Consider the following 13645-nt stretch of genomic DNA (forward strand, 5'->3'; position numbering starts at 1 on the left):
ATATATTATTTGTTAACTTTTCTTTATAATATATATATAAACGCAAATGTAAAGACCTGTAAATGTGATAGGAAATAAGACTGACATGGGAGAGGCACAATGAGGGATATTAATGTGTATTATCAGGATTTAAATGAGGATATTAATCGTCAGTGTGAGATAAGCGGCGAAGATAAGAAACAAGTTTTTACAACCTTGATTAGTGATCATTTGATTGAGAACGAGAGTATTATTGCTCCTAATATTTGTTCGTTTCAAAGCCCTGCTGACGGGATTTGTATAAATGGTTATGAACTTAGTGATGAGATGAATACATTGCATGTGTTTATAACAGATTATGTTGAACGAGGGTATCCTGTTATGATTAGCAGTGAAGAAATTGCGATCTTAATCGGTCAAGCTGAGATGTTTGTTTACGCTGCAATTACAGGTCAATTGGATATCATTTCTATAAACCGTGAGGCACATCCAGAAATATATGATTTGGCTAATACTATTTCCTCTAATCATAAGAATATACGTCATGCCTCTATCCATGTTATGACAAACAGGATAAGTGAGGTTGAAGAATGCTTACCTCAGTCTGTGATTGAGGCAACAAGCCTGTCATACCATATATGGGATTTGCAGAAGCTGTATGATTTTGATGTTGAAGAAAAACGAATGGATGAACTTAATATTAAACTTGTAGAGCAGTTTAATGAGCAGCTTCGCCTTATTAAGGTTCCTGTGGAGGATGATACGTACGATTGTTATATCGGTTATGTACCAGGAACACTCCTTGCTAAGGCCTATGAATACTACGGGAACCGTTTAATGGAAAGAAACGTTCGCTCCTATTTGCAGGCTAGAGGTAAAATAAACAAAGGAATTATTGCAACAGCAAAGAAAAATCCAACAATGTTCATGGCTTATAACAACGGTTTGACAACAATTGCGGAAGAAGTCGTATTTTCTAATCAAGAAGAAAGCGGTTTTGTAGAGATTAGCGAACTTATCGGCTGGCAGATTGTAAACGGCGGTCAGACAACCGCTTCCCTGTACAGAGCTTTAGTGAACGGTGAGGATTTATCTAAAGTTCATGTGCAGATAAAATTAAATGTAATCAAGGATATGACACAAAGAGATGACCTTATATCGAAGATTTCGGAGTATGCCAACAGTCAGAATAAAATCTCCATTTCTGATCTGCGTTCTAATGACTCTTTTCAGGCAGAGTTGGAACGTTTGTCTTATATGGTATCAATTCCTGGAACTACAGATCCAGAAACAAAGTGGTTTTATGAAAGAACTCGCGGGCAATATAATGTGGAAGTAAACAGGCATGGTACTACGTCGGCTAAAAAGCGCGCATACCAAAAAGAATTTCCTAAAACACAGCTTATCACGAAAACAGAGACTGCTAAGTATATCATGAGTTGGGAGCAGTTCCCTTATATTGTTAGCAAAGGCAGTGAGGCAAATTTCTTGGAGTTTTGCGAAATTATTCGTGAACAGAAGGTGATGCCTACTGAAAAATATTTCCGTCATATGATTGCAAAAGGAATTCTGTTCCGTGAAACGGACAAGCTGGTACAGTCTCTTGGTTATAAAGGATATAAGGCAAACCTTGTTACGTACTCGATCGCATTGTTGTCATTGCTGAAGAAGCAGACTGTAGATTTAGACTTCATTTGGAATAAGCAAAAATTAAACGAACATATTGTTAAAGAACTTAAAGAACTTATTCCGGTTATTTGGAAGCATATTACCAATCCACCAGTTGCAGGTACGAATGTAACACAGTACTGTAAGAAAGAAATTTGCTGGACAAGTCTTAAAGAAAAAGTATCTAAAGGAGAATTGGCGGTTTCCTTGTAGAAAAAGGGGAAGAGGATGGAGCATTTATATTCAGAGCTTATCATTGGGAAAAAACAATCAATTAATATTTCTTATTTGCAGAAGAAGGTTCTGTCAGGCACAAAGGTCATCGTCCTCACAGACGAGGAAATTTTGTGGCCTGAGGAGGCTTCACGTAAACTTTTAAAAGAAAGTATGCTGTTTCAGGTCTATACAAACCATTCCTTTCCGTTTACTGAAATCACCCGTTCTTATTGGAACGGCCTTGGAGTGGAAGAAATTGAGGGAGTGCTTGAGAAGTATTTTCCTGCGTTTAACAGTAAGCAATTCCTAATTGAGCATAGCAGTACAGAAAAGCCTGCTCTCATAATGGCAGGAGCTGGTTCGGGGAAAACCACGGTAATGGTGCAGCGAATTATGTACTTGTTAAAGCACATTAATATTGCTCCTGATACAATAGCGATGATTACATTCACCCGGGAAGCAGCTAAAAATATGTTTGAAAAACTGAGTGACGCACTGTACATGCGATTTCAGATTACTAAGAAAGCTGAGTATTTGTTTGATATCGAAAAATTGAACAGTATACAGATCAGCACAATTGACTCGTTTCTTTACAAGCTGTTCCGTCAATTGGGAAGCGTGATCGGAATAAGTGCTAATGTCCAGATTCGAAACTACAAGCGTGAACGGCAGGAGCTTATTGAATCTGTTGTGAATCATTATATCAGCGAGCTGGAGAGGAATAAGAAAAACACTGTGTTTTTAAATAACCTGTATACTCACATTCGCGATTACGAGTTTGTGAAGATTATAGATTTATTTTGGGGAGAATTTGAGAAAAAGGGGATTCAAATCTCTTCAAAGGAAGCGCTCCAAGAATTATTCGGGGAATCTGACAGTGTACACAAATCGTTCCAGGACCTTATCATACATGTGATTAGAGAATGTGATGAGCAATTCCGTACACAGCAAATCCAAGAAAATGCGGTTACGATTAGCAGTTTGTCCAAGATGACAGATACACTAATAGAGGCAGATCCTTCTGCACTGGAGCAGATTCATTTGTCTTATCAGCATCTATTTATTGATGAGTTTCAGGACAGCAGTGATTTTCAAATCAAGCTGGCACAGCTTTTTGCAGGAAGACTTAATATGAACTTGTTTGTCGTCGGTGACGTGAAACAGTCCATTTATCGATTTCGTGGAGCAGATGAGTCTGCTTTTGAGAAATTGCAGCAAGGCTCATTGCAGTCTGAGAACTGGAATTCTTTTTCTCTGAGGCAAAACTACCGTACTTCAAGAGTACTGCTTGAATTGCTGGACCGTAAGTATTTCTCTCTGTGGGACGGGTATTTCCCTTATAGTGATTCCGATAGATTGATATCTTTTAAGAAAAAGGAGAAAAGTGCTGTTCCTTTAATTGTATATCCTCTTAATTATGAGGAGCAGAGAGAGTGTCGCTCCCATGTGGTGGAGTGGATACAGAGTTTAAAGGATCAGTTTAAAGATAAGGATCCGCAGAAGTATAAAATTGCTGTACTTACACGTACGCGAAAGGAGGCACGTCTTGTTGCACAATGGTGTGAAAACGAACAGATTCCATTTCACTTAGATATAGGAGGTACTTTATTTGAAAACAGTGCAGCCAGAGATTTAAACCGGCTTCTCCATGCATTGGCCTTTCCAGGTGACACGGTTTATATGTGTGATTACTTGTTGACACCCTACAGCAAGGTCCAGGTTGATCCAACATTTCTGTTGAAAGCAGACAGCAATGCAGAAGCTCTCAAACAATTGCTGAACCCTTATACCCAGACACTTCACAACTACCAGGACGAAGCGCGTCGTATCCCGGTTCTCTCTTTAATTCGAAGAATTATTGAGGAGTCAGAAGTTGTACGAAGATATTATGAGATTGAGCTTCAAAACGGGGCTGGCGAGGAAGAGGCAGAAAGAAAAGCGCTGGCTTATGAGTTGAATCTAGGCCGGCTTCTGGATGTAATAACAGAGCAATACATCGGCGATTATGTTTCTCTTCATTCTCTGTTAACTTGGTTTAACATTCAGTTAAAAATAAACCGCAATGAAGATGAAGCGAAAGATGAGAAGCTTACTGTAAATGCTGTTAATATTTTGACTGTACACCGCTCAAAAGGATTGGAGTACCATACTGTTATCATTCCGTTTACAGATCGTTACTTCTATACCTCTCTCATGAACAGTACCCTTGTGTTTAATAATGATAAAACAAAGGCTGGCTGGCAAATTACAGCGAGAGGTAGGGCCGCAGATCGTTCAGAAGATATTCATTTTAGCAATAAGAATTTCGGCAGTATCTCCAGATCCTCTCAGTTTTCCGAGGGCAAGATGAGTGAAGAGAAGGCTATAGAAGCCGAAGAGCTACGTCTTCTGTATGTTGCAATGACCCGTGCGGAAGAACAGTTATGGGTTATTAAATATACAACAAAACCAAATAAACCCTGCTGGGCGAAATATCTCCAAATACACAGACCTTCAGAGAGAGAGGAGATATAGCATGTCAAACGTAAAGGTTTTCACATACATGTCCCCGAATGATCCTGTTATCCAGGAGGTATGCTCGCAAGACAATATTTTACATATTTGTGCAACAACCAGTCTCACTGGAGCTATGGTAAACTGCTTTGGAGAAAAAGGAAATGTCATTTCCGCTAAATGGTTTACGGATGCAGTTCTTGGAGATTGGATGGCACCCTCCGTTAAGTTTAAACAATTTATGTATCTGTCAGAACTTGTAAGAAAAGGTTCTATAGATAATCCCGGTGATTCGGCTGCAAAGCAGGCATTGCGTCGTAATAAAGCGGATGTACTGTTGACCATCCGTATGCTGGCAGAACTAGGGATAATTCCGGCCGACTTGCGAGAAAGTGCTCGAACCAGATACGAACGCGAGCTCTCGTTAGTTTGGGAGCAATTGGAGAAAAAAGATCAACAAGAGAAATACTTTAAAAGCTTTACTAGGCTTAAAACATTTCATCAAGCATTAAAACGTCCATATGTTTTTAAAAATATGGTAAATGCGCGATTGCTGGAAAAGTATAGTAAAGATAAGGAAAGCGGGATAGGAGTGAGAGTCCATCCCGAGAATCTGCATATCAATCAAACTGTTGTATTGCATGGTTTTTACTTTTTGACACCCATTCAGCAGTTGATTTTTCAGGCGTTGAAACAAGCGGAAACCGACATTGTGTTCCTGCAGTTTTACAATCCAAAGTATATACACACCTTTTCATTTCTAAAAGATGTCCTGGGGGAAGACAACGGCTGGGCTTCCGCGGATCAATGGAATATATCTATGTTTAATGACGAGCGGTCGGATGGAATTGCAGACTATCTTGCTTCACACTTTGAAGAACGGGTACAGGATGGCAAATCGAATTCTAACAGAATCAATCAAACAGGATATAGCCACTTGTATAAGTGGATGCAAGATTTTAAGAAGGATACTATTGAAAAAGAGAAAGATGAAAAGGATCTTTCTGTGAATCATCTTACTGCGGCAGGAGAACGGATTCAACAACGACTGCAGGAGTTTTTCCCAGAAGAACATTTGTCTAAGAGAAGCTTTCTATCTTACCCAATTGGTCAGTACCTGCTACATCTTCATAAGATTTGGAACCAAGAGACGAAGCAGCAACAGGTTGATATTATTACACTGCAGGAATGTTTTTTATCGCCGTGGCTTTATGTTGAAGATCAAGTGACAGGAGAGCGAAAGAATGCTTCTGAATTCTTGCATGACTTGCAAAGACTGGCAGACTTTTTCCCTCGAAGTATGGCAATGCAAGAATGGATCACTCATTTGGAACAATTAATAGGAAACATTCAGGAAGGGCCGTTTCTTGCCCGTGAGTTTGACGTTTTACCAAATCAAACACGCTTTATTGATGAGATAAAAAACCCTCTTAAGAAAATTGGACCTTACTCAATCGAGTCGGCCGATTTAAAAGATATTAAGAAAATTCTCCAATTAATGAATAGTCATATTGAACTGTTGTTCCAGAAAGACAATGAATATTTTACTCTTCCTGAGTACTTCAGTCTGCTTCAAGAAATCATGAACGGCAGTCTCAATATGCAAGATTTACAGGATCATGAAGAAGAATTAATCAAAAAATTGACAGAAGTATATCAGTATAATCAAAACCGGCCGGCTGAGCGGTCGTATCACATTGAAGATATTTCGGAAGCAGTGCATTGTCTTCTTGCGAGCTCTCTTGATGAACCGGAGGATAAGGAGATTCGACTACAGAGAAAGTTGATACGTCTTCGTTCATTTGCTGAGATTGACGGTGTGATTTTTGATAGCAAGGATATTCATGTATCAGGATTGGATGATTTCTCATTCCCAAATCCATCTTCGCCGCTTCCATGGCCATTAACTATCAAGACAGCGGAACACCTTTGTCTAAAGACACCTCATATGAAGGCTATGTTGCTTCGGGAAAATCACAAAGAGGTAATTCCGCGTTACTTATTCTTTGTTCTCTTGTCGGGCACACAGCATATTACGCTTTCATGGTTTAAGGAATGGGGAGGAAAGCAAGGGCTGGGGCCTTCTATCTACTTAAAACTGGTGGAAGGCGTATGCACTGCCTCCAGTGAAGCCTGTGCAGTCAAGATTCAAGTGCCTGATGAATCGTCCGAATTCCTGAAAGATAATACAGCAGTTTATGGGCAGGAATTAAACCACTATTCAGATTACGCATTATCTGAGCTGAATTTGTGCAAACGCAGATTCTTTTACAGCTACGTCGTGCAACCTTACAGCGTGTACCGATCAGATTTTCACTTCGGCTTTCTTCACAGCAGTTTGTATAAGCTTGTCTCGCAATTTAGTACTGATCCGGCTTTAATGATGAAACAAGTATTTCCACACTGGACTGATTTTAAAAGAGAGGCAAAAATAGCCAGCGCTGTGCGTTTCAATAGACCATCTGTACTTTCTGAAACATTTGAGTATGCAGAAATGGAATACCAGGCGTTGAGCGGATTAAAGTACCTTGTGAATCCGGCAAACAGTTCAGAAGGATGGAAGAGAGCATGGAAAAATGAGGGCTATAGATTAACAGACAGTCACTTTGACTTGTTAAAGGCAGACCCTGGCCCGAATTGTAAATACTGTCCACATGAAGAGTTTTGTCCTGCCGCCCAGTACGCTGTAGATGACGAGTAAGATGAGGAGGGAACAAATCTATGACAACAGATACTTCCCTGAGTGACAGTTCTAACAAACTGGCATGGGATGCTTTCTTGAACTGGATTACTTCACCCAAAGCTACAGAAAAAGCAACTGTAGAATATGAAGCTGCAAAAGTGCTTTACAATATTACTCTTACACAACAGCAGGCGGACATTGTATTGAGTCAAAGTAAGCATCTTCTTATACGGGGGGCGGCGGGGAGCGGAAAAAGCTTGGCACTCCTCTCCAGGATGATTGGAAGGATGCTCGAGGAAGAAAACGGACGCTATTTGTATATATCCTATAATAACAAACTGGTTCAGGACATGCGAAAACAGTTCACTAAGACTCCTTATTTGGATGTGTTACAGGAGCGGCACAACTTCAATAATGATGTTTGGTTTAAGACATTTCACGATTTAGTAAAAGATGTAATGCAACAAATTAACAAGCCTGTACCGAGGTTTGAGACAACACCGAGAGCATTAGCTACCAGTAATGACAGTATGTTCAGGCAGATGCACCGGTTGCTTGTGGCCTTGGATACAGAAGAATTTCAAGATATGCCGCCGATTCACAAAATTAAAGGAAATGGAAATGCGGGCTTTCTGCGGGATGAGTTCCTGTGGATGAAAGCTAATAACTATTTAACGGAAGAAGACTATATTAAATGTGAACGAGTCGGCAGAGGTAATTTACCATGGATTTCCCGGGAGCAGCGCCGGACGATTTTTAAATTATTCCAGAAATATTGTGAGGAACAGAAGAAAGTTTATCATGACCGCCTTGATTCAGAAGATTATGCCTTGAAGATCATCCAGCATGTAGAGAGTATTCCGAGAAGCTTAAAGTTTGATCATATCTTCATTGACGAAGCACAAGACTTGCAGCCTATGCAGTTATATGCACTTACTCTTCTTACACACGGAACCTTAACCATATGCGGTGACGATAAGCAGAAGATATATAAAAGCAGTCCTTATTCATATCGCAAGCTGAACATTGATATTGATCGAAGCAACAATTACATGCTGGATGGGATATTCCGTTCCACGAAACAAATTATGAAGCTGGCCAACTCCTTGAAATTTGAACGTAGAGATGACGATAAAGGAGAACAAGAAATTTACAATAAGAATGGTTCTAAACCTAATGTTTTACATTTTCGCTCATATAATAGTCAAATTCAGTACATTGTGAATGATATCCGCAAAATTAAGCAAGACAAACCTGAAGAGTCAGTGGCGGTTATCCATCGTTTTGGTAACCCGCGGCTTATCCAGGAATTAAAGAATGCTTTTGGTCGTTACTTTTATGTGCAGAGGCCAGAAGAGGGGAACCGTTCCGGTTCAGGTAGGCATGTATATGTGACGGATGCTCATCCAATTAAAGGCTTGGAATTTGACCATGTGTACATCATTAATTTTGATAAAAACACTTATCCTCTCAATTCTGAGTTTACATCTCTTGAAAGATACAACAGTGATTCCATTACAACTTCACATTACAAGGAGGATAGAAGACAAATTATTGATATGGAAAAACGTGTTTTGTATGTTGCACTAACCAGGGCAAGGAAGAGAGTTACTCTAACATATCACGGAGACTATTTTGTAGACAGGTCACCTTTTATCGTTGATTTCAATCCCGAGGATTACAATTTCAGAAATTAAAGTCCTCAAATAGAATTCCCATATCTATCGAGGATATGGGAATTACTTTAATATAGGGTTTTAATTAGAAACTGTGCTGATTTTGATTTTACTTAGAGGGCACTTAATGTATTGTGTTTTTTACAAAAGTGATTCAATTAAGTAGGCGGTTTTTACTCTTACTTGTTTCTTGATAAGTTTTTTGCTTCATCAACAAGTTTAAGTAATGTATTTACATAACTCTCGAAATCCACTTTCACTTCATGTTCCCAAATTTGCAGGATATGCCTACCCCTTTATCTGATAATACTGCGCTATTTCCCTATCTCTTTTACGGTTACGATCCAGCTTAGCAATCCAATAGTCCTCATAAGTCTTAGGTTGGTTGGTTGCCATGCCAGAAACAAGAGTTGATAAATATAACGATCATTTTTTTCAGTTTTGTGCTTCAAGAACGTATTGCTTCAAAATTTTTTATTATTTGTTCCTTATTAAATTGTCAGCCATTAAATATTTTCACTTCCTTACCTCGCAAATTATGCTGGTAACCCACAAGCTGTATATGTATATGCTTTCGAAAATAGAATATATAATTCGAGGTAATGTTAGTATTTTGTAGGGTTCGTGGACTTTATTAATTTATTTACCCTATGCCATCTTAGGTACTTACGGTGCTCATCCAGAACTTCTATCTTGGAATTCTGAAATATATGTAGTATGTCCATAGTTTTTTCATCTAGAGCATCTGAGATCATGATACTTCCGTCATCTCTAAAAGAAATGAATCCCTTATCAAACAGGGCATCATGTGTCGGGCAGAACAGGAATCCATTATAGAAATCCAATCTTTCTTTAGAATCTGATCTGCTCCAAGGTTTTATGTGGCTGGCAATCAATAACTCTTTAATTCCAAGTCCACATAGTTTGCATTGAGGATCGTTTTGCAATAAGTTCTCCTTGAATCTGCTTTGACCAACCCTTGACTTAATAACAGCGTCTTTCTCTGTTTCAGTTATGTGAGACAGGTCTTCTATCTGCTGGATGTTGCGTTGCTTCCCATTTATGCTATTAGACATTGAAACGGGTCTTACAATAAAAATTCCTTCAACAGTCTCTTCTATTATAATCCCAAGACCAAGGCAGCGGTTTACTCCTTTGCTCACCTTGTGAAGAATGCCAATTGGAAGTTTGTGCTCTAAATTATATCGTGCTGCGGCAATATCACTTTTAGCACGGTTATCCTTCTCGCCAGTTGGAGGAGACATTCGAATCAGCTTAAACTCCTGCAGGGAAGGGTCTTCCCATTGTATTTGTTTGCCGTAATTTTTATCAGATTCTGTTGCTTGATAGGACAACATGTAGGGTTTTCCTTTTGGTTTGTAAAAACCTCTAATTAAATCATGCAGAATATGTTCTGCTGGCACATATTCATCTGGCAGAAGAAATACGCCGCTACCTTTCTTTCCCTTTATTTCAGTCTGCCCATGAAAAACTGTACCTTTTAAGTGCTCAAACTTTATTAAAACCCCCAAGTGAATTGGATCCTCTGGTAAATTAAACATAATCTCCTCCTTAGTTTAGTGGTGGGAACTGAAATTAATTATTTTCTTTCACATAGGTAATTAGAGGTTGGCTTCTAATGATTAAAAAATAGAATAAACTCAAAATCAAATGTATAATAAAATACGAACATACTTTCCAGACTCTAATGCTGATATTTTAGTCTAAATAGAGTATAATGATTTTATCTTTATCTCGGGGTGATATGATGATATTTAGAAAAGGTGAATTTTTCAATGGCCCCGGCGGTCTTGCGTCAGGAGCAAGAATGGTCAAGGTCTTTGATAAAAATGGTATAGAATACAAAATTGAACATGCATGGGCAAATGATATAGATGAATCAGCCTGTCGCACATTCACTTATAACATCTGTCCAGATCGTCCAGATACAGTAATAAATGAAGATGTACGTAAGTTAGATATCAAATCTCTTGAAAAGTTTGGAGAAATTGATGCTTTTACCTTTGGCTTTCCTTGCAATGATTATAGCATTGTTGGGGAGAAGAAAGGTTTAAATGGAGACTACGGACCATTATATACCTACGGAGTAAAAGTGCTCAAGCATTTCCAACCGAAGTGGTTTCTTGCAGAAAATGTATCTGGTCTGCAAAGCGCAAATGATGGACAGGCTTTTAATATGATTTTGCGAGACCTAATGGACGCTGGTTATAAGATTACTCCGCACCTGTATAAGTTTGAGGACTATGGAATTCCTCAGACAAGGCATAGAATTATTATTGTTGGAATAAAAGAGGAACTTAATAAAGAATTTAGAGTTCCTGCGCCAACACATGGCCCTGGCAGGAAATATCCTTATAAGACAGCAAAACAAGCAATAACCGAACCTGCTATTCCTGAAGACGCACCCAACAATGAACTTACTCGCCATACATCGAAGGTTATAGAGTTTTTGAATGCGATACCTGCTGGTAAGAATGCATGGTATGAAGGAATTCCCCAGCACTTAAGACTAAATGTCAAAGGTGCAAAAATGAGTCAGATATATAGACGCTTGCATCCAGAACAACCATCTTATACTGTAACAGGCAGCGGCGGTGGAGGGACACACATGTACCACTGGGATAAACCACGTGCATTGACAAACCGTGAGCGCGCTCGTATCCAAACGTTTGATGATGACTATGTCTTTCTTGGTGGAAAAGAGAAGGTAAGACAACAAATTGGAATGGCAGTCCCCCCTGAAGGAGCCAAGATTATCATGGAAGCGATATTAAAGACCTTTGCAGACGTTGAATACGACAGCATTGATGCTAAGTGGAATGTTAATGATTTTCTTATTGAGGAACAATTAGAACTAATGAAATTATAATAGGTAAGAAAGAAGGAGCGATTAATACTCGCTCCTTTTGCATTAAGTTAACCTTTTGTTTTCAGCAGTTGGCTTTATGGAGCTCAAGAATTCGCCATTAGTAGAATATGCCTTATTATTTATGGCTTTAAAAATAATTCAAAACGCTCTTGTTTTTGTTATTGATACAGTGGTCTAAGGAACCGCGATTCGCCCTGGTCGCATAAATCATGAATCCAGCTCATAATTACATACCACAATTGAGGGCAGATGAAAATTTGGCTAAAAGAAAAGAAGTGAACATCTGGAGTAGAATAGGCTTTGTAACAAAATGGAGGTTTAGTGGATGTCCGATTTAAAGAATTAAAGATTTGACAGAATGTAGGTTAGATGTACTAGGAAATTGATTGGCCCCTACTTAGGTTATTAACAACAGATGAATTGAAGTAAACCAAGATTATCATTATTAATGTTCCTAATTTATTACATTATTCGATATAATAAAGGTATTATTTAAATTTTGGAGGTACCTTAAATGCCAGTATACAACAAACTAGTCCGAGATCGAATCCCAGAAATAATTGAAAATACTGGAAAGCAGTTTTCAACCAGAGTTTTAAACCAAGAAGAATACATAAAAGAACTAAAAAGCAAAAGCCGTGAAGAACTTGACGAATACATAAATGCTGAAAATGATAAAGATTCGATTGAGGAGTTAGCAGATTTATTGGAAATCATCCATTCATTAGCAGAGTGTCATAGTTCTTCTTTTGAAACAGTTGAAGAAGTTCGACAAAAAAAAGCTGAGAAGCGTGGGGGCTTTAAGGAAAAAATCTTCTTAATTGAGGTTGAAGATGAGTAATGTTCAACTGATCACCAAAGAACTAGGCAATCATTTAATAGAAAAGCTAGGAGGTGCAAACACCATTTGTATTCTAGCTTCTTTTGTTATGAAATCAGGTGTGGATTACATAAAAGAAGCATTAAAAAAAGCTGCTGAAAATGGTGCCGAAATTAAGATCTGTACCGGGGATTACTTATTCATTACTCAACCAAAGGCTCTGGAAGAACTGATATCAATTGATGAAAATATAATGATTAGAATTTGGAAAAGTAATGGTGTTTCCTTTCATCCAAAAGCATATTTATTCCAATCCAATGAACATGATGTTTTGTTTATTGGCTCGTCAAACCTATCGAAATCTGCTTTACATAATGGTGTGGAATGGAACCTATTGGTTAGTGATGAGCAGCAAGTTTTTGATGATACTCAAACGGAGTTTTTGAAAATTTTCTATTCAGATCAAACCGTTCCATTAAATAAAGAAACATTGGAAGAATACCGGAAAAGCAAAGAGGAATACCAACGTAAATATCCCAATTTAGTTCAAAAATGGACGGAGATTGAAGAATTGGATTTAATGCTGCCAGTAGAAAAGGAGATTGCTATTCAGCCAGAGGTTATTTTGGATCCCTCTATCGGATATGGGGAGATACAACCGAGATTTGCTCAGATTGAGGCATTAGAAGAGTTACACAAAACTCTTGAGGAAGAGTATAATAAGGCACTCATTGTGATGGCAACTGGTTTAGGAAAAACCTATTTAGCGGGATTCTTTGCCCAAAATTTTAATAAGATTCTTTTTATTGCCCACCGTGAAGAAATTCTCCATCAGGCTAGAGATTCTTTTAAGANNGGAGTTTGATCTAATCATCATTGATGAGTTTCATCATGCTGCAGCTGATTCATACCAAAAGGTTCTTGATTTTTTTCGACCACGATTCCTCCTTGGAATTACTGCGACTCCTGATAGGAATGATAACAAAGATGTTTATGCGATTTGTGATGGGAATGTCGCTTTTCGTTTAGACTTCCTGGATGCCATTAATCGGAACTGGTTAGCGCCATTTAAATACTACGGTGTATACGATGATACCGATTATAGTCAAATTACGTGGCTGGGTAATCGCTATCATGAAGAAGAGTTACTTCAAGCCCAGTTAAGAGAAGATTTAGCTCTTAAGGTGCTTCGTGCCTGGGAAAATAAGAAACAGACAAGA

General features: G+C 38.5%; 7 protein-coding genes and 1 pseudogene. 7 read left to right on the plus strand and 1 reads right to left on the minus strand.

The window, feature by feature from the left end:
- The first annotated feature begins 99 nt into the window (after positions 1–99).
- The 4 genes from V7659_RS17225 to V7659_RS17240 are packed head-to-tail and all read left to right on the plus strand — an operon-like array spanning position 100 to position 8736.
- Complete coding sequence (locus V7659_RS17225) at positions 100–1860, plus strand: AIPR family protein (protein ID WP_335541035.1); 1761 nt, start codon at positions 100–102, stop codon at positions 1858–1860.
- A 15-nt stretch (positions 1861–1875) separates the two neighbouring features.
- Positions 1876–4377, plus strand: coding sequence for a UvrD-helicase domain-containing protein (locus V7659_RS17230; RefSeq protein WP_335541036.1), 2502 nt, complete (start codon positions 1876–1878; stop codon positions 4375–4377).
- 1 nt (position 4378) lies between these two features.
- Positions 4379–7057, plus strand: coding sequence for a hypothetical protein (locus tag V7659_RS17235; protein ID WP_335541037.1), 2679 nt, complete (start codon positions 4379–4381; stop codon positions 7055–7057).
- A 20-nt stretch (positions 7058–7077) separates the two neighbouring features.
- Positions 7078–8736: a UvrD-helicase domain-containing protein gene (locus V7659_RS17240; protein ID WP_335541038.1), complete on the plus strand. Its 1659-nt coding sequence runs from the start codon at positions 7078–7080 to the stop codon at positions 8734–8736.
- Positions 8737–9320: 584 nt separating this feature from the next.
- On the opposite strand, the gene V7659_RS17245 is transcribed toward V7659_RS17240, so the two are convergent.
- Positions 9321–10277: an HNH endonuclease gene (locus tag V7659_RS17245; protein WP_335541039.1), complete on the minus strand. Its 957-nt coding sequence runs from the start codon at positions 10275–10277 to the stop codon at positions 9321–9323.
- A gap of 206 nt (positions 10278–10483) precedes the next feature.
- Here V7659_RS17245 and V7659_RS17250 point away from each other — a divergent pair, with 206 nt between their 5' ends.
- The 3 genes and pseudogenes from V7659_RS17250 to V7659_RS17260 all read left to right on the plus strand — a co-directional run.
- Positions 10484–11605, plus strand: a complete 1122-nt coding sequence (locus V7659_RS17250) for a DNA cytosine methyltransferase (RefSeq protein ID WP_335541041.1) — start codon at positions 10484–10486, stop codon at positions 11603–11605.
- Between the two features lie 514 nt (positions 11606–12119).
- Positions 12120–12446: a nucleoside triphosphate pyrophosphohydrolase gene (locus tag V7659_RS17255; RefSeq protein ID WP_335541040.1), complete on the plus strand. Its 327-nt coding sequence runs from the start codon at positions 12120–12122 to the stop codon at positions 12444–12446.
- Positions 12439–13645: pseudogene (locus V7659_RS17260) on the plus strand (DEAD/DEAH box helicase family protein); the annotation flags it as partial. The gene V7659_RS17255 and the pseudogene V7659_RS17260, both read left to right, overlap by 8 nt.

Origin of the sequence: Neobacillus drentensis (assembly GCF_036966985.1) — a bacterium.
GTDB lineage: Bacteria > Bacillota > Bacilli > Bacillales > Cytobacillaceae > Neobacillus > Neobacillus drentensis_E.